Source organism: Microterricola gilva, from assembly GCF_004217495.1.
Classification (GTDB): domain Bacteria; phylum Actinomycetota; class Actinomycetes; order Actinomycetales; family Microbacteriaceae; genus Microterricola; species Microterricola gilva.
The window spans coordinates 2,653,486-2,669,516 of the sequence record NZ_SHLC01000001.1 but is presented as its reverse complement, the minus strand read 5'-3'; the positions used below and the strand labels follow the sequence as shown (position 1 = coordinate 2,669,516).

16 protein-coding genes and 1 tRNA gene are annotated in these 16,031 nt (G+C 68.5%); 10 read left to right on the top strand and 7 right to left on the bottom strand.

The window, feature by feature from the left end; genetic code table 11:
• The first annotated feature begins 70 nt into the window (after window positions 1-70).
• Window positions 71-146: transfer RNA gene (locus tag EV379_RS12430), tRNA-Thr, on the top strand.
• Between the two features lie 69 nt (window positions 147-215).
• Entirely contained in the window at window positions 216-1,244 is a 1,029-nt protein-coding gene (locus EV379_RS12425) for a DMT family transporter (protein WP_130506409.1), read from the top strand.
• A gap of 16 nt (window positions 1,245-1,260) precedes the next feature.
• Here EV379_RS12425 and EV379_RS12420 read toward each other — a convergent pair whose 3' ends face one another.
• A complete protein-coding gene (locus tag EV379_RS12420) occupies window positions 1,261-1,845 on the bottom strand; it encodes a nitroreductase family protein (RefSeq protein WP_130506408.1) in 585 nt (194 codons plus the stop codon).
• A 7-nt stretch (window positions 1,846-1,852) separates the two neighbouring features.
• On the bottom strand, window positions 1,853-2,293 hold the full coding sequence (msrB, locus tag EV379_RS12415) for a peptide-methionine (R)-S-oxide reductase MsrB (protein ID WP_130506407.1): 441 nt from the start codon (window positions 2,291-2,293) through the stop codon (window positions 1,853-1,855).
• Window positions 2,294-2,526: 233 nt separating this feature from the next.
• Here msrB and EV379_RS12410 point away from each other — a divergent pair, with 233 nt between their 5' ends.
• The 4 genes from EV379_RS12410 to groL all read left to right on the top strand — a co-directional run bounded on the left by EV379_RS12410 (window position 2,527) and on the right by groL (window position 6,526).
• Window positions 2,527-2,844, top strand: coding sequence for a DUF3263 domain-containing protein (locus tag EV379_RS12410; RefSeq protein WP_130506406.1), 318 nt, complete (start codon window positions 2,527-2,529; stop codon window positions 2,842-2,844).
• Window positions 2,845-3,050: 206 nt separating this feature from the next.
• Window positions 3,051-3,623 carry a LytR C-terminal domain-containing protein gene (locus tag EV379_RS12405; protein ID WP_130506405.1) on the top strand — a complete coding sequence of 191 codons (573 nt, stop codon included), beginning with the start codon at window positions 3,051-3,053 and terminating at the stop codon, window positions 3,621-3,623.
• A gap of 119 nt (window positions 3,624-3,742) precedes the next feature.
• Complete coding sequence (locus EV379_RS12400) at window positions 3,743-4,756, top strand: DUF3048 domain-containing protein (RefSeq protein ID WP_165397362.1); 1,014 nt, start codon at window positions 3,743-3,745, stop codon at window positions 4,754-4,756.
• Between the two features lie 141 nt (window positions 4,757-4,897).
• Window positions 4,898-6,526, top strand: a complete 1,629-nt coding sequence (gene groL, locus EV379_RS12395; protein ID WP_130506403.1) for a chaperonin GroEL — start codon at window positions 4,898-4,900, stop codon at window positions 6,524-6,526.
• Between the two features lie 163 nt (window positions 6,527-6,689).
• Here the strand turns inward: groL and EV379_RS12390 are convergent, their stop codons facing one another.
• The 4 genes from EV379_RS12390 to EV379_RS12375 form a co-directional block, all read right to left on the bottom strand.
• On the bottom strand, window positions 6,690-6,980 hold the full coding sequence (locus EV379_RS12390; RefSeq protein WP_130506402.1) for a WXG100 family type VII secretion target: 291 nt from the start codon (window positions 6,978-6,980) through the stop codon (window positions 6,690-6,692).
• Window positions 6,981-7,126: 146 nt separating this feature from the next.
• Entirely contained in the window at window positions 7,127-8,821 is a 1,695-nt protein-coding gene (locus EV379_RS12385) for a sensor histidine kinase (protein WP_130506401.1), read from the bottom strand.
• Window positions 8,822-8,908: 87 nt separating this feature from the next.
• A complete protein-coding gene (locus EV379_RS12380) occupies window positions 8,909-9,598 on the bottom strand; it encodes a response regulator transcription factor (RefSeq protein ID WP_055837142.1) in 690 nt (229 codons plus the stop codon).
• A 29-nt stretch (window positions 9,599-9,627) separates the two neighbouring features.
• On the bottom strand, window positions 9,628-10,350 hold the full coding sequence (locus EV379_RS12375; protein WP_130506400.1) for a helix-turn-helix transcriptional regulator: 723 nt from the start codon (window positions 10,348-10,350) through the stop codon (window positions 9,628-9,630).
• 101 nt (window positions 10,351-10,451) lie between these two features.
• On the opposite strand from EV379_RS12375, the gene folE reads away from it, so the two are divergent.
• The 4 genes from folE to EV379_RS12355 all read left to right on the top strand — a co-directional run bounded on the left by folE (window position 10,452) and on the right by EV379_RS12355 (window position 14,206).
• Window positions 10,452-11,117, top strand: coding sequence for a GTP cyclohydrolase I (folE, locus tag EV379_RS12370; RefSeq protein ID WP_130506399.1), 666 nt, complete (start codon window positions 10,452-10,454; stop codon window positions 11,115-11,117).
• On the top strand, window positions 11,114-12,409 hold the full coding sequence (locus EV379_RS12365) for an NAD(P)/FAD-dependent oxidoreductase (RefSeq protein WP_130506398.1): 1,296 nt from the start codon (window positions 11,114-11,116) through the stop codon (window positions 12,407-12,409). Before folE ends, EV379_RS12365 begins: the two co-directional genes overlap by 4 nt.
• A 140-nt stretch (window positions 12,410-12,549) precedes the next feature.
• Complete coding sequence (folP, locus tag EV379_RS12360; protein WP_130507460.1) at window positions 12,550-13,470, top strand: dihydropteroate synthase; 921 nt, start codon at window positions 12,550-12,552, stop codon at window positions 13,468-13,470.
• On the top strand, window positions 13,463-14,206 hold the full coding sequence (locus EV379_RS12355; RefSeq protein WP_130506397.1) for a pyrimidine reductase family protein: 744 nt from the start codon (window positions 13,463-13,465) through the stop codon (window positions 14,204-14,206). Before folP ends, EV379_RS12355 begins: the two co-directional genes overlap by 8 nt.
• 94 nt (window positions 14,207-14,300) lie before the next feature.
• Here EV379_RS12355 and EV379_RS12350 read toward each other — a convergent pair whose 3' ends face one another.
• A complete protein-coding gene (locus EV379_RS12350) occupies window positions 14,301-15,938 on the bottom strand; it encodes a DNA repair helicase XPB (protein ID WP_130506396.1) in 1,638 nt (545 codons plus the stop codon).
• Between the last annotated feature and the right edge of the window lie 93 nt (window positions 15,939-16,031).

Sequence of the window (16,031 nt, the reverse complement as noted above, 5' to 3'; positions counted from 1 at the left end):
AATTTTCACGGGGAGCGGCGAGCGGTTATTGTTAGTCGCGAGTCATGTTCCATCTGGAGCACCGTCTCATGCCGGCTTGGCGCAATTGGTAGCGCACCGCTCTTGTAAAGCGGGGGTTGCGGGTTCAAGTCCCGCAGCCGGCCCCACACTTTTCCCACCTCGATCCGGGCCGCCGCGCGGCTCCGTCGTGGGCGGCCGCGGCCTAGGCTGGAACGATGAGTTCTGAGCGGACACCTGTGCCTGCGGCATCCGGCACACCAAGCGATTCGACTCCCGAGGTGCACCGGCACTTTCCGACGTGGCTGGCCCTCGTCATTGGCGTGGCCTGCGGGGCGCTCGTCGCTGTGCAGTCGCGCATCAATGGCGAACTCGGTCGCCGACTGGACGACGGATTCACGGCTGCGGCGATCTCATTCGGCTCTGGGCTGGTGATCCTGCTCGTCGTGCTCTGCTTCTGGCACCCAGGTCGAGTGGGCCTTGGCCGCGTGCGGCGTGCGCTGCGCCCGGATGAGCACGGTCAGCGAGAACTGCGGCCGTGGATGCTGCTCGGCGGCCTCGGTGGTGCGCTGCTCGTTGCAGCTCAGGGGCTCACCGCGGCCGTGCTCGGCGTCGCACTGTTCACGGTCGCCGTCGTCGCGGGGCAGACCGTCAGCGGCCTCATTCTCGACCGGATCGGCCTCGCCCCCGGCGGTCGTCGACCCCTCACCCTGAGCCGGGTTCTCGGTGCGACCCTCGCGCTCGTTGCCGTCGGCTGGGCCGTCTCTGCGCAACTCGGTGGCGAGGTGCCCGTCTGGATGCTTGTGCTGCCTCTCATCGCCGGCGTCTTCGTCGGCTGGCAGTCAGCGGTGAACGGCCGCGTGCGCGCAGCGGCCCGCAGCGCGCAGAGCGCAACCCTGATCAACTTCGTCGTCGGAAGCGCCGCCCTCGTCGCGATCGCGGTGGTGCGCAACAGCGTCATCGGCTGGCCGAGTGCCTTTCCGAGCGAGCCCTGGCTCTACGTCGGCGGCGCGATCGGCTGCATCTTCATTGCCATGCAGGCCGCACTGGTGCGCGTGACCGGTGTGCTCTTGCTCGGGCTCGCCACGGTCTCCGGGCAGCTTGTGGCGGCACTGGCGATCGACGCGCTGTTCTCGGCGCAGGCCGTCGCGTTCTCGACGATCGCCGGCACAACCCTCGCGCTCATCGCCGTCATCGTCGCCAGTGGTTGGCCGAACAGCGTGTGGGGCGCCCGCCGCGCCGGCTGAGCGCGCTGCAGCGCTCCTAGTCGAGCGTGGTCAGGTACTTGTCTGCGCGCACCGTCTTGGTGTGGGAGCTGCCGCTGCGCGCCGGAATCCCGCCGACGTAGAGCCAGCCGAGCAGCTTCTCGCCCTTCTGCAGCCCGTGCATCTTCGCGACCTTCTTGGCACGCGTGTATGGCCCTGTGCGCCAGATCACGCCCCACCCGGCATCATGCAGGAGCAGGCTGAGCATGTGCGCGACACCGGATGCCACGGCCTCCTGTTCCCAATCGGCCACCTTCTGGCTCTTCTCCGGCCGGAAGACCACGGCGACGAGCAGCGGGGCGCGCAGGGGCTTCGCGGCGAGTGACGCGGCGTCGGAGCCCTTCAGCTTCGCCGCCTTGGCCAGGGCGACCCCGAGCCGGGAGCGCGCGTCGCCGCGTAGCGCGATGAGGCGCCACGGGTGTAGCGAGCCATGGTCGGCGACACGCCCGGCCGCGGCCACCAGTGACTCGAGCTCGCGGGCATCCGGCGCCCGATCGGTCACCTTGGAGTGGGAGCGGCGCGTCGCGACCGCCTTGTAGGCGGGGGAGGCGTCCTTGGGAATCGACGAGTTCGTGCGCGCCATGGCCGGCCTACTCACTCGGGGTGGCGTCGGCGGCGGCGCCGGCGGATGCGTCATCCGCGGAGAAGGTGAGCGCGAGCGAGTTCATGCAGTAACGGTCGCCGGTCGGCGTGCCGAAACCGTCGGGGAAGACATGGCCGAGGTGGGAGCCACAGCGGGCGCAGCGCACCTCGGTGCGCGTCATGCCCAGGCTGTTGTCCTCGATGAGCTCGACGGCCTCCGGGCGCACCGACTCGTAGAAGCTCGGCCAACCGCAGCCGGAGTCGAACTTGGTTCCGCTGCGGAACAGCTCGGCGTTGCATGCGCCGCAGTTGTAGATGCCTGCGCGTTCCTCGTCGAGAAGCTCACCCGTCCACGGGCGCTCCGTCGCGGCCTGTCGCAGCACGGCGAAGCTGTCGTCATCGAGCCCCGCGCGCCACTCCTCGTCAGTCTTGTTCACTTCATAGCTCATGACGATTCTCCTCAGTTCGTGCGGGCGGCCTCGGTATTCCGAAAGCCGGCCTCGGCAATCCTAAACAGCCAGGCTGATAGTCGCATCAGCTGCAACGCACCGGGAACACAGCGCATTCCGAAAAGTGAACTGCCCGGAAGTGTCGCTGCGGATCAGATCCCGAGTGCCTATGATGAGCCACATCGCCGCCATGATCGACCGGGCGGTGGTCTCGGCCGGGAAGGAGTTCGTTGATGGATCACGCGAACGATTCCGAGGGTGACGGCTCGGTGCACGAGTCTGACGCGCCGCTCGGATCGCTGAGTGAACGTGAGCTCGCCATCCTGACGTTCGAGAGCCAGTGGTTCAAACACGCGGGAGCCAAGGAGCAGGCCATCCGCTCCGAGCTCGGCCTGTCTGCACCACGGTATTACCAGCTGCTCAGCGCCGTCATCGACCGGCCAGCCGCACTGGTGCACGACCCGATGCTGGTCAAGCGGCTGCTGCGCATGCGCGAGGCGCGGGCCGAGGCCAGGGCGCGGCGCTCGCTCGGCGGGCAGAGCTCGCTGTGAGCTGCCATCGGGTTGATCAGGGATACTGTTCAGAGTCGAAGCGCGTCGGAGACACCGCGTAGCCCGCACGGCGATGGCAGCAGCACCGCCGGTCGCCAGGCAGCGGCGCAGACCACCGCACGACACCGCAGCAGTCCAGACAGCACATCGCCCAGAGCAATAGCCCAGAGCAATAGCCCAGAGAGATCAGGCCAGGCAGACCCACTATGGCAACTTCGTTTCACCCCGATCGCTTCGACGAGATTCCCAGCGACCTTGAGCGGGTCGGCGCCCACCGCGTGCCGCGCAAGCGTGGGCGGGGCTGGATCGGCTTCGCCTGGGCGGCTCTGGCAACCCTCGTGCTCGTCGGCGTCGGCGTCGGTGCCCTCTTCGTGCTGAACGACAAGCTCGCCCTGGGGGCCGGAGGTGCGGGAGGCTCAACGCCGTCGGCATCCGCCCCGCCGAGCGAGACGGCCGCACCGGTCGTCGAGCCAACCGTTGACCCCTCACTCGCGGTCACGGTGTTGAACGGCACCCCGACTGCCGGACTGGCCGCCGCCGTCGGCGACACGCTCGCAGCTGCCGGTTGGAACGTCACCACGCGCTCCAACGCCGCAACGGAAGACGTCGTCGACTCCACCGTCTACTACAGCGACCCGGCTCTCGAGGGCGCGGCGCTCGGTGCCGCAGCCTCGGTGCCCGGAGCCGGAATCGCCCTCTCCCAGGATTTCGTCGACCTCGGCCAGGCGTCGCTGGTCGTCGTCATCGGTTCCACCTTCCCCGTCCCGGAAGGCGAGTAGCGACACACCGGACGCGGCGTGCCTGTCCGAGTGCTCCGCGCAGCCTTAGTGTGTGCAGGGTGAGCATCGCCAAGCCTTCTCGAACGCGTCCATTCCGGATGCCGCTGCGACGCGCAGCAGTGGCCACACTGACACTCGGGCTGCTGCTCGCGACGGCGGCCTGCGCCGCCGAGGAGCCGGCCGGCACGCCGCGCAAGACGCCGCGGCCGACGCCGACGGCATCCGCAACCCCCACCCCGCCTCCCGTGCTCGCGCCGCTGCGCGGAACCGTTGCGCCGAGCGGCGGCCTCGACCGACCATCGCTGGCCGCCAAGATCGACAACCACGAGGGTGCCAGGCCCCAGGTGGGCTTGGAGCGCACCGACATCGTGTTCGAGGAACTCGTGGAGGGCGGGCTCACCCGTTACCTCGCGATCTGGCACTCCGATCTGCCGGAGGAGGTCGGCCCCGTTCGATCGGTGCGGCCGATGGACCCGGACATCGTCACACCGTTCGGCGGGATCATCGCATACTCCGGCGGGCAGGAGGTGTTCGTCGACATGATGATGGCCGCGCCCGTCGTCAACGCCGTCTTCGACTTCGACGACTCCGGGCTGTTCTATCGGGACGACTTGCACGAGTCGCCGCACGACGTGATCGTGCGCGCAGGCGAGCTCGTCGGCCGCCACACCGATCTTCCGGCTCCGGCAGCACAGTTCAGCTACGCGGAGGGCGCCTCGGTGCCGACGGCCCTGGTCGAGGGCACGCCCAACTCGGTCGTGCAGCAGCGCTTCTCCGACTCGCGGTGGCCGAGTTGGGGTTGGGATGCCGGGAGTGCAACGTGGCTGCGCTCCCAGGAGGGCGCTCCGGATCTGGACGCCGCCGGTGCACAGTTGCGCGCGAGCAATGTCGTCACCCTGTTGGTCGAGATCGACGACTACAGCTACGAAGACATCCCGCGCACACTGATGATCGGCACGGGGGAGGCCTGGGTGTCGACGGGAGGCAAGACGGTGCACGGCATGTGGAGCAAGGATTCCGCGGCGGGGAGCATCCGGCTGGTCAGCGACATCGGCACGCCGATCACCCTCGCGGCGGGCAACAGCTGGGTCGAATTGGTGCCGAGCAGCGGCAGCGTCGAGATCATTCCGTGACGGCGGCGGCGCGCTGCCTGAGAGGGCCCTGCGCTCGCTTGCACTCTCGGCATCCGAGTGCCAGAATTGTTTTAGCACTCGCATCATCTGAGTGCTAATACCAAAGTCTTGGGAACGTCCGGGAAGGGACGAGAATCACACATGGCAAAGATCATTGCTTTCAACGAAGAGGCCCGTCGCGGCCTTGAGCGTGGCCTCAACATTCTGGCCGACACCGTCAAGGTGACCCTCGGCCCGCGCGGCCGCAACGTCGTTCTGGAGAAGAAGTGGGGCGCCCCCACGATCACCAACGACGGTGTCTCCATCGCCAAGGAGATCGAGCTCGACGACCCGTACGAGAAGATCGGTGCGGAGCTCGTCAAGGAGGTCGCCAAGAAGACCGATGACGTCGCCGGCGACGGTACCACCACCGCCACCGTGCTCGCACAGGCCCTGGTTCGCGAAGGCCTGCGCAACGTCGCGGCCGGCGCCGACCCCATCAGCCTGAAGCGCGGCATCGAGAAGGCGACCGCAGCGGTCATCGCCGAGCTCGTCGTCAACGCCAAAGAGGTCGAGACCAAGGAAGAGATCGCCGCTACCGCATCGATCTCCGCCGGAGACGCCGAGATCGGCGCCATCATCGCCGAGGCGATCGACAAGGTCGGCAAGGAGGGTGTTGTCACCGTCGAGGAGTCGAACACCTTCGGCACCGAGCTCGAGCTCACCGAGGGCATGCGCTTCGACAAGGGCTTCCTGTCGGCATACTTCGTGACCGACCCCGACCGGCAGGAAGCGGTCTTCGAAGACCCCTACATCCTGATCGTCAACGGCAAGGTCAGCAACATCAAGGACCTGCTGCCGATCGTCGACAAGGTCATCCAGACCGGCAAGCAGCTCCTCATCATCGCCGAGGACGTCGACGGCGAGGCTCTGGCCACGCTCGTTGTGAACAAGATCCGCGGCATCTTCAAGTCGGTTGCCGTCAAGGCTCCCGGCTTCGGTGACCGTCGCAAGGCTCAGCTTCAGGACATCGCCATCCTCACCGGTGGTCAGGTCATCTCCGAGGAGGTCGGTCTCAAGCTCGAGAACGCCACCCTCGACCTGCTGGGCAAGGCCCGCAAGGTTGTCATCACCAAGGACGAGACCACCATCGTCGAGGGTGCTGGCGACGTCGAGGCGATCGCCGGACGCGTTGCACAGATCCGCGCCGAGATCGAGAACACCGACAGCGACTACGACCGCGAGAAGCTGCAGGAGCGCCTGGCCAAGCTGGCCGGTGGCGTTGCAGTCATCAAGGCCGGTGCCGCAACGGAGGTTGAGCTCAAGGAGCGCAAGCACCGCATCGAGGATGCAGTGCGCAACGCCAAGGCTGCCGTCGAAGAAGGCATCGTCGCCGGTGGTGGCGTTGCCCTCATCCAGGCCGGCAAGACCGCCTTCGAAGGCGCTGCCATCGCTGCTCTCGTCGGTGACGAGGCGACCGGTGCTCAGATCGTGCGCGTCGCGATCGACGCCCCGCTCAAGCAGATCGCTCTGAACGCCGGCCTCGAGCCGGGTGTTGTCGCCGACAAGGTGCGCAACCTGCCCGTTGGACACGGCCTCAACGCCGCGACCGGCGAGTACGTCGACATGCTCGCTGCCGGCATCAACGACCCGGTGAAGGTCACCCGCTCCGCGCTGCTGAACGCATCGTCGATCGCTGGTCTCTTCCTCACCACCGAGGCCGTCGTCGCCGACAAGCCCGAGAAGAACCCGGCCCCGATGGGCGACCCGTCGGGCGGCATGGACTTCTAAGTCCTTCACGCAGTACATGAGCCGGGCGTCTCCTTCTGGAGGCGCCCGGTTTTCTGTGTCAACGTCGTCCGATTACAAGGAGTTCGGGCGATTGCAAGGCCGGGCTCGGCGATTGCGTCCTTGCGAACGGCCGAAGTCCTTGCAGACGGATGCCGGAGCGGCGCTAGCGCAGGAAAAGCTGCGCGTTCATCTGTTCGGCCTCCGCGTAGTGCGCCCCCGCCGCACCGAGCGCGTGGTTCAGCGCGCTGAGCACGCTCTCGACCTGCACATTCATCGCGCCCCACTCCGCCGCTGCCGACTGGAATGCGGCGGACGCCTGACCGGCCCAGGACCCCTGCAGATTGGTCACCTGGGCGGTGAGGCTGTGTGCCTCGGCGCGCAGTCGTTCGATCCCGGCCTGGACGGCGTGTGAGGTGGCGATCATCTGATCGCTGTCAACACTGAACTGGGACATGTGCTCCTCCGTGCGCTGCGGGGGTCAGAACCGCAGCGCATCAGAACGCTAGAGCGCCGTCGAGGCCCGCAGCACACGAGCATCGACGTTGTGTGGAACACGCGCCAACGGCCCGCCTGTGCAGGAGAGGGGTCGGCGTCGACGGATCAGCGGGGGTCGGGAACGACCGGCTTCGGCGCGGCAGCCGATTCTGCCAACGGAAGGTTGACGCGGAACGTCGCTCCACCGCCCGGCGTCTCGACGACATCGACGCTGCCGTTGTGCGCGGCGACGATCGACGACACGATGGCCAGACCGAGCCCGCTCCCGCCGGTCTCACGCGCACGCGAGGTGTCTGCGCGCCAGAAACGCTGGAAGATCTTCTCCCGAATCTGCGGCGGAATGCCCTCTCCGTGGTCGACGATGGCGAAGCTCGCCCGTTCCGTGTTGCGATCGAGGCTCACGCTGATCTCGATCGGGCTCTCGACCGGTGTGAAGCGCATCGCATTGCCGAGCAGATTGGTGAAGACCTGGCGGATCTTGTTCTCTTCCGCGAGCACCATCACCGAGCTCGTTTCCTCGAACGGGCCGACGGTCGTCGCCGCGTTGAGCGGGGCCTCCGTGCCTGGGCGGCGTGGCCTGCGGCTGCGAAGCTTGGCGAGGGTCGCGCCGGCGAAGGCGATCGGGCCGGTCGCGTTGCTCACGCCCTCTGGCGCCGCTGGGTGGACAAGCGGTTCGATCTCGCCCGTGTCGACGAGGGTGACCGGGGGAGGCGTCACGACGGTGATCGTGCGCCCAGGAGAGGACGCCATCGCGTCGAGGGCCGCATCGCGGGCGAGCGGCACCAGGTCGACCGGCGCGAGCGCGAGCGGCTTCGTCTCGTCCAGACGTGCCAACTCGAGCAGGTCTTCGACGAGACCGCCCATGCGGATGGCCTCCTTCTCGATCCGCTCCATGGCCTGGGCCACTTCCTCCGGCGTCTGCAGTGCGCCCATGCGGTAGAGCTCCGCGTAACCGCGCACCGAGACGAGCGGGGTGCGCAGCTCGTGGCTGGCGTCGCCGACGAAGCGTCGCATCTGGTCGATCGTGCGCGCGCGGTCCTTGAAGGCGCGGTCGATCCGGTTGAGCATCGTGTTGAGCGAGCGGTTGAGGCGTCCGACCTCGGTGTTGGGCGTCGCGCCGCCGAGACGCTGACTGAAGTCGCCGTCGGCGATGGCAGCGGCGGTGCGCTCCACCTCGCGCAGTGGCGCGAAGGTGGTGGTCACCAGCATCCGGGTGATCAAGGCGCCCAGGATGATGACGCCGACGCCGAAGCCGAGGAAGATCGAGAGGTACGTCGCGAGCGTCTTCTCCGTCTCGGCCAGCGAGACGGCGACGAGCGCGACACCGAGGGTGCCGTCTGGCCCGCTGTTGAGTGTGACGGGAACCGCGACGGCGTGGAAGGTCGTCGCACCGGCCTTGTCGTGCAGATCGAAGACTCGGCCGTCGAGCTTGATCATGCTGGGCAGATCCATCGTGAACGTCGGAACGGGCAGCTCGGTGGCCGGCTTGTTCTTCCAGTTGAAGTTGCAGAGGCTGCCAGAGTCATCGAAGATCGCGACGAAGTACTCGGATGCCGCCCGCTCCCTGGTCGTGTTCAGGGTGGTGTCGCAGCTGACTGCGAGCTGCTGCTCCAGCGTCGTCTGTGATGCCGCGGTCGTGGCGAGCCTGGCATCCATCTGCGCGAGCACGTACACGCGCAGCATCGTCATCGTTCCGATGCCGGCGACGAGGAGCCCGAGGGTGAGCATCAACACCGTGACGCCGGTGATTTTGGTGCGCAGTGAGATGCGGCTCCAGCGTTCGGTCAAAGATTGATGCATGAGGTCTTCAGTGTAGAAAGCCAGTCTGAGCAACAGCCGGGCTGCCGCTCAGACTGCCGACGGACGGCTGTCAGCGAATCGTGGTGCCTAGCCCTTGGACTTGAGCATGTACCCGAAACCGCGCTTGGTCTGAATCAGCGGCTCGCTGGAGTGCAGGTCGAGCTTGCGACGGAGGTACGAGATGTAGCTCTCGACGATTCCGGCGTCGCCGTTGAAGTCGTACTCCCACACGTGATCGAGGATCTGTGCCTTGGAGAGCACCCGGTTGGGGTTGAGCATCAGATAGCGCAGCAGTTTGAACTCGGTCGGGGAGAGCTCGATCGGCTCGTCGCCGACCAGCACCTCGTGGGTGTCCTGATCCATGGTGAGTTCGCCGGTGCGGATGATGGCGTCCTCCTCCGCGTGCATGGTGCGGCGGAGGATTGCCTTGATGCGCGCGACGATCTCGTCGAGGCTGAACGGCTTGGTGACGTAGTCGTCGCCACCGACGGTGAGGCCGGTGATCTTGTCTTCGGTGTCGTCCTTGGCGGTGAGGAAGAGAATCGGGGCCGTGTAACCGGCCGAGCGGAGGCGCTTGGTCACGCCGAATCCGTTCATGTCGGGCAGCATGACGTCGAGGATGATCAGGTCCGGCTCCTCTTCCAGTACCGCGGAGATCGCCTGGGCGCCGTTTCCGACGGCGCGCACGGCGAAGCCGGCGAAGCGCAGGCTGGTGGTGAGGAGGTCCCTGATGTTGGGCTCGTCGTCAACAATGAGAATGCGAGGTCCATCGGTCATGACCCCAGTATCTGCGCGTTAGCTGGAACTTAGCTGAATGTCTCGTGGGCGGGTTTCGGCGGTGGTTCGATGGCGGCAGTGTGCTGGTCGGTGGGGATCGCGCGCACGCAGCACTCGCCGGCATCCGGGTCGGCCACGATCACGTGGGCGTCGTCGCCCGCGCCCTCCGCCACACCGCAGAGCAGTTCGAAGTTGAGTGCGCAGACGACCGCGGTATTCCGCTCGGCGAGGCGGTGGAACGGGCAGTTGCCGAGCACGATGCCCGCCGCGTCACCGCGTGGCTCGAAGCCGTTCTGTTCGAGTGCGGATGTCAGGTCGCCGGCCTCCGCGCCGAGCGCGCGCCCGGTGCGCGCGGCGACGCGGGCAAGGGTCTCCAGCACGGGCTCGCCGCTTGCGCCAGACTCGCCGATCGCCTCAGCCATGAGCTCGCCGGCGAGGTCGTAGTGCCTGGCCGGCAGGCTGACGCTCAGCTCGCTGGCCGCGCGCCGGTAGAGCTTGGCCGGGCGGCCGGAGCCCGGCCCTGTCTTGCCGCTGATTCGCCGGAACTCGACGCTGAGCAGCCCGGCGTCGGCGAGACGGTCGAGATGGAAGGCCGTCGTGCTGCGGCTGAAACCGAGTGCGCTCGCAGCGGCATCCCGCCCGACCGGCTCGGCGCTGCCGGCGATGAGCTCGTAGAGCGCGCGCCGTGCCGGGTCGTCCAGCGCCGAGATGGCGCTGATGCCCTGTGGCAGTGGGCGGCTCGAAGAAGACATGCGTCCATTCTAAAACAAATGAATCTTGACGCAAGAAGTTTTCGGATCTACTGTCGAAAGCAGGAGCAGCAGGGCCGGCTCCGCCGCGAGAAAGGCACTCCATGTCCTCACAGATCGCCCAGCTCGGTGACGATTCCGCGGCGCATTCCGCTCGCCACCGCCCCCAGCGGAGCCCCGTGCACGCGGTGCCGTCTGGCGAACCGGACCGGGAGCTCGCGATCGAGGCGGTGACCGATCTCCTCCGGGCGCTCGGCCGCGATCCAGAGAGTCCGCACCTGGCCGACACCCCGCGGCGAGTCGCCGATGCCCTCGTCGAGATGCTGACGCCGCGCGAATTCGAGGCGACGAGCTTCGCCAACGACGAGAACTACCGCGAGCTTGTCCTCGTGCGCGACATCCCGTTCAGCTCCCTCTGCGAGCACCACCTGCTGCCGTTCCAGGGTGTTGCACACATCGGCTACCTGCCGGGCGAGCGCATCATCGGCCTGTCGAAGCTGGCCCGCGTTCTCGACTACTTCTCCCACGAGCTCCAGGTGCAGGAGCGGCTGACCCAACAGGTCGCCGATTGGCTGCACGCCGAGTTGGGCGCCCGCGGTGTCGGGGTTGTGCTCGAGGCGGAGCACCAGTGCATGTCGGCCCGCGGAGCCAAGGCCGTCGGCAGCAGCACGAGCACGAGCGCGTGGCACGGCGAGCTGCTGAGCGACCGCGAGGCGCGGAGCGAGTTCCTCGCCGCCTGCGGCCGTCAGGGCGGAGGTGTGACGTCATGAGCGTCGCGGTTGCCGGGCGCGACGGCGCGGCCGAACACCACGTGATCATCGGCGGCGGTCTCGCCGCCGCCCGCGCCGCCGAGGGCATGCGTGCGGCCGGGTTCACGGGACAGCTGAGCATCGTCGCGGGGGAGGACGAGTACCCCTACATTCGCCCGCCGCTCTCCAAGGAGTACCTGTCCGGCTCGGCTGAGCGCGCGAGCATCTTCGTGCACGACGCCGCCTGGTACGCCGAGCACGACGTTCGCGTGCTGCGTGGGCGCACCGCCGTCGCCGTCACGCTGGCCGACCAGGTCGTCAGCCTCGACGGCGGTGACGTGCTCCACTACGACAGGCTGCTCATCGCCAGCGGCGCGCGCTCCCGGCGCTATCCCGGGCCGGGCGCAGAGTTGGATGGCGTGCACCACCTCAGGACGGTCGGGGAATCGGAGGCGCTCGCCGCGGCACTGGCGCCTGGCGGCAAGCGGGTCGTCATCATCGGCTCCGGCTGGATCGGGCTCGAGGTGGCCGCCGCGGCCAGAGGCTACGGCAACACCGTCACGGTGCTCGGCCGGGAGAGCGTGCCGCTGGAGAACGTGGTCGGGCCCGAGATCGGTGCGGTCTTCGACGCCCTGCACCGGGCGAACGGCGTTGGCCTTCGCAACGCGGCGGGTGTCAGCGGCATCGAGGGCGGCGTCGGTGAGCGCGCAGGCGTCGTCTCCGGCGTCCGCCTGAGCGACGGGGAACTGTTGCAGGCCGATCTCGTCGTGGTCGGCATCGGCGCGCTGCCGAACGTCGAGCTGGCCGAGGCGGCCGGTCTCGCGCTCGACAACGGCATCCTCGTGGACGAGGGCTTCCGCAGCTCCCACCCCGGCGTCTTCGCGGTCGGCGACGTCGCGAATGTCTTCCACCCGGTGCTCGGGAGCCACCTGCGAGTCGAACACTGGGCGACGGCGAAGGACGCCGGCTTCGCGGCCGGGGAATCGATGGCGGGGCGGGCGACCTCCTACGAGCAGATCCCGTACTTCTACACCGACCAGTTCGACCTCGGCATGGAGTATTCCGGCTACGGCATATGGGCGGCCGACGCGGAGCTCGTGGTGCGGGGAAACCTGGCGGAGCGGGAGTTCATCGCCTTCTGGCTCCGTGCCGACCGTGTGGTCGCCGGCATGAACGTCAACGTGTGGGACGTCAACGAGACCGTGCAGGCGCTGATCAGGAGTGCTGAGCCCGTGGATGCCGCCCGGCTGGCCGATCCGGCCGTGCCGCTGGCGGCGCTGCTCGGTGCGCGGCCGAGCGGTGCAGTCAGATGAGCGCGCACGCGCCGGTGGCCGCCGCCGCGGCCGACACTGCCGGGACCGCCGGGACCGCCAGCACCGTGGCTGCCACCGCGATGGACGACACCGCCGTGGCCGGGACCGCCGAGCGGCTCACGGTGCGGCAGAATCGGGGCATGGACTCCGCCTCGAGCTTTCCACAGCCGCTGCTGCGGCATCCGCTGCGCCGCATCGGCGCCCGCGAGTTCGACTTCTCGCGCCAGGTCGCGGTCATGGCGGTGGTGAACCGCACGCCGGACTCCTTCTACGACCGAGGCGCGACCTTCGCGCTCGATCACGCGGTCCGGGCGTCGCTCGCCGCGGTCGCGGCCGGCGCCGACTGGGTCGACATCGGCGGGGTGCCGTTCGCGCCGGGGCCGGAGCTGCCCGTCGCCGAGGAGTGCGATCGCGTGCTGCCCGTCGTGCGCGCCGTGCGCGCGGCATCTGACTGCGTGATCTCGGTCGACACCTTCCAGCCGGAGGTCGCCCGCCGCGGCATCGAGGCGGGGGCGACGGTGATCAACGACACGACGGGTCTGTTCCACCCGGAGCTCGCGAACGTCGTCGCCGACAGCGAGGCGACGCTGGTCATCACGCACAGCCTCGCCAGCCCGCGCACTCAGTACCCGCACCCGCGCTACAACGATGTCGTCGTCGAGATCGGCGACTACCTGCTGCGCCGCGTCGAGCTGGCGATGGCGCGCGGGGTGCCTGAGCAGCGCATCGTCATCGATCCAGGCCACGACCTCAACAAGAACACCCTGCACACGCTCGAGATCACCCGGCGGCTCGGCGAGCTCACCGCGCTCGGCCACCCGACCCTCGTCGCGGTGTCGAACAAGGACTTCATCGGCGAGACGCTCGACGCCCCGCGGGAGGCCAGGCTCGAGGGCTCGCTCGCCGCGATGGTGGCCTGCATCCTCGCCGGTGCGCGCATCGTGCGCATGCACAACGTTCCGGAGAGCGTCGCGGCCGTGCGGATGACCGAGGCGATACTCGGAGTGCGGCAGCCGGCCTACCTCAAGCACAACATGGGCGAGTTCAACACGCATGAGTGACGCCGCGACGCACGCCACGGCGGATGCCGCCCCGAGCGACGCCGCGCTCTTCGCCGCGTACGCGCTCCCGGAGCGAGCCGTGCCCCGGCTGCGCGTGAACTTCGTGAGCAGCCTGGACGGTGCGGTCACCCTCGGCGGACGAAGCGGCGCACTCGGCACGCCGGACGACCAGCGGCTGATGACCGTGCTCCGCACCCTCGCCGATGTGATCGTGGTCGGCGCGGGCACCGTGCGCGCAGAGGGCTACGGCGGGCTGCGGCTGCCGGCGGAGAGTGTGGCGTGGCGTCGGGCGCGGGGGCTCAGCGATCAACCGCCGCTGGCCGTGGTGTCGGCGTCGCTCGGCCTCGACCCGGCGCACCCGTTCTTCAGCGAGGCGGTCGTCCGGCCGCTCGTACTCACGCACGCGGCCGCTCCGGCCGAGCGGCGGGAGGCGCTCGCCGAGGTGGCCGAGGTGATCGACTGCGGCGCGGCATCCGTCGAACCGGCCACGCTCGTGCGGGCACTCACCGAGCGGGGGATGCCGCAGCAGCTGTGCGAGGGCGGCCCGCACCTCTTCGGCGAGCTGCTCACCGCCGACCTCGTCGACGAGCTGTGCCTGAGCCTCAGCCCGGTGCTCGTCGCCGGCGGCGCGGGGCGGATCGCGCAGGGTGCGGCCGAAGCTGCTCGGCGGATGCGCCTCCTGCACGCGCTGCCGGCAGGCGACATGCTGCTGCTGCGCTACGCCCGCGCCCGCTGAACCGGCCGGCCGAGTCTGTCGAAACCGCACCAGCACCGCTTGCGGTTCCTGAGATTACCTAAGGAAGGGCTGCCGCCTTTCGTGACGCTGCGCGTCACGCGATGGCGTGCGCGTCGAGGATCGTGTAGCTGTAGCCCTGCTCGGCGAGGAAGCGCTGCCGGTTCTGGGCGAAGTCCTGGTCGACGGTGTCGCGGGCGACGAGGGAGTAGAAGCTCGCCGTGAGCCCGGACTCCTTGGGCCGCAGCAGGCGGCCGAGACGCTGCGCCTCCTCCTGGCGGGAACCGAATGACCCGGACACCTGAATGGCGACGGTCGCCTCAGGCAGGTCGACGGAGAAGTTCGCCACCTTCGACACCACGAGCACCTCGACCCTGCCCTCGCGGAAGGCCTGGAACAGCGTCTCCCGCTCGTCGACGGGCGTCGAGCCGGTGATCTGCGGGGCGTTCAGCGTTTCGGCGAGCTCGTCGATCTGGTCGAGGTACTGCCCGATCACCAGGATCCGCTCGCCAGCATGCCGGGCCACCAGCTGCCTGACGACACCGAGTTTCGCCGGTGCCGTCGCCGCCAGCCGGTAACGCTCGTCGTCGGCAGCGGCGGCGTAGCTCAGCCGTTCGTGCTGCGGCAGGTCGATGCGCACCTCGTAGCAGTTTGCAGGCGAGATGAAGCCCTGCGCTTCGATCTCCTTCCACGGGGCGTCGAAGCGCTTCGGACCGATCAGCGAGAACACGTCGCTCTCCCGACCGTCCTCGCGCACGAGCGTCGCGGTGAGCCCGAGGCGGCGTCGCGCCTGCAGCTCGGCGGTGAGCTTGAACACGGGGGCGGGCAGCAGGTGCACCTCGTCGTACACGACGAGTCCCCAGTCCATGGCATCGAGCAGCGCGAGGTGGGCGTACTCGCCCTTCCGCTTCGCCGTGAGGATCTGGTAGGTCGCGATCGTGACGGGCTTGACCTCCTTGATCTGACCCGAATACTCCCCGATCTCCTCGGCGGTGAGGGAGGTGCGCCGCAACAATTCGTCGCGCCACTGCCTGGCGCTGACGGTGTTGGTGACGAGGATCAGCGTGTTCGTCTTCGCGGTCGCCATCGCACCGGCCCCGACGAGCGTCTTGCCTGCACCGCATGGCAGCACCACGACGCCGGAGCCGCCGGCGAAGAAGTTGTCGACGGCCTTCTGCTGGTAGTCGCGCAGGGCCCAGCCGTCCTCGGCCAGGTCGATCGGATGCGGCGTTCCAGGCGTGTAGCCGGCGAGGTCCTCGGCCGGCCAGCCCAGCTTGACCAGTTCCTGCTTGAGCGCGCCACGTGCCCACGGCTCGACGTTGTACGTGTCCGGGCTCGGGCGCCCGATCAGCAGCGGCGCGATGCGCTTGGCGCTCGCGACCTCGGTGAGCACGGCGACATCGTTCGAGCGCAGCACGAGCTCGCCGTCGGCATCCCGCTCGATCACGAGCCGGCCGTAGCGGCCCACCGTCTCGACGATGTCGATCGACACCGTCTGCGGGACGGGGAACTTCGAGTAGCGCTCAAGCGTTGCGAGCATGTCTGAGGCGTCGTGCCCGGCCGCGCGCGCGTTCCACAGCCCGAGCCGGGTGATTCGGTAACTGTGGATGTGCTCCGGCGCACGCTCCAGCTCGGCGAACACCGCCAGATCGTGCCGGGCATCTTCGGCGAGCGGATGCGCGACCTCGAGCAGAACGGTGCGGTCACTTTGAACGATCAGGGGGCCATCCGACATAACCGCCGAGTCTACGCGGATCGAGTGAGAACGGATGCCGCCGCGCACAGACCAGCCACACACCAGCCGCACCTCCACAGCTGCGCCGGCGCC

Coding starts and splice junctions, on each gene's coding strand:
- folP (WP_130507460.1), top strand. CDS start 12,550: ATGGACTCCGCCTCGAGCTTTCCACAGCCGCTGCTGCGGCATCCGCTG.
- EV379_RS12355 (WP_130506397.1), top strand. CDS start 13,463: ATGAGTGACGCCGCGACGCACGCCACGGCGGATGCCGCCCCGAGCGAC.
- msrB (WP_130506407.1), bottom strand. CDS start 2,293: ATGAGCTATGAAGTGAACAAGACTGACGAGGAGTGGCGCGCGGGGCTC.
- EV379_RS12375 (WP_130506400.1), bottom strand. CDS start 10,350: ATGTCTTCTTCGAGCCGCCCACTGCCACAGGGCATCAGCGCCATCTCG.
- EV379_RS12405 (WP_130506405.1), top strand. CDS start 3,051: ATGGCAACTTCGTTTCACCCCGATCGCTTCGACGAGATTCCCAGCGAC.
- EV379_RS12425 (WP_130506409.1), top strand. CDS start 216: ATGAGTTCTGAGCGGACACCTGTGCCTGCGGCATCCGGCACACCAAGC.
- EV379_RS12385 (WP_130506401.1), bottom strand. CDS start 8,821: ATGCATCAATCTTTGACCGAACGCTGGAGCCGCATCTCACTGCGCACC.
- EV379_RS12390 (WP_130506402.1), bottom strand. CDS start 6,980: ATGTCCCAGTTCAGTGTTGACAGCGATCAGATGATCGCCACCTCACAC.
- groL (WP_130506403.1), top strand. CDS start 4,898: ATGGCAAAGATCATTGCTTTCAACGAAGAGGCCCGTCGCGGCCTTGAG.
- EV379_RS12380 (WP_055837142.1), bottom strand. CDS start 9,598: ATGACCGATGGACCTCGCATTCTCATTGTTGACGACGAGCCCAACATC.
- EV379_RS12350 (WP_130506396.1), bottom strand. CDS start 15,938: ATGTCGGATGGCCCCCTGATCGTTCAAAGTGACCGCACCGTTCTGCTC.
- EV379_RS12365 (WP_130506398.1), top strand. CDS start 11,114: ATGAGCGTCGCGGTTGCCGGGCGCGACGGCGCGGCCGAACACCACGTG.
- EV379_RS12410 (WP_130506406.1), top strand. CDS start 2,527: ATGGATCACGCGAACGATTCCGAGGGTGACGGCTCGGTGCACGAGTCT.
- folE (WP_130506399.1), top strand. CDS start 10,452: ATGTCCTCACAGATCGCCCAGCTCGGTGACGATTCCGCGGCGCATTCC.
- EV379_RS12420 (WP_130506408.1), bottom strand. CDS start 1,845: ATGGCGCGCACGAACTCGTCGATTCCCAAGGACGCCTCCCCCGCCTAC.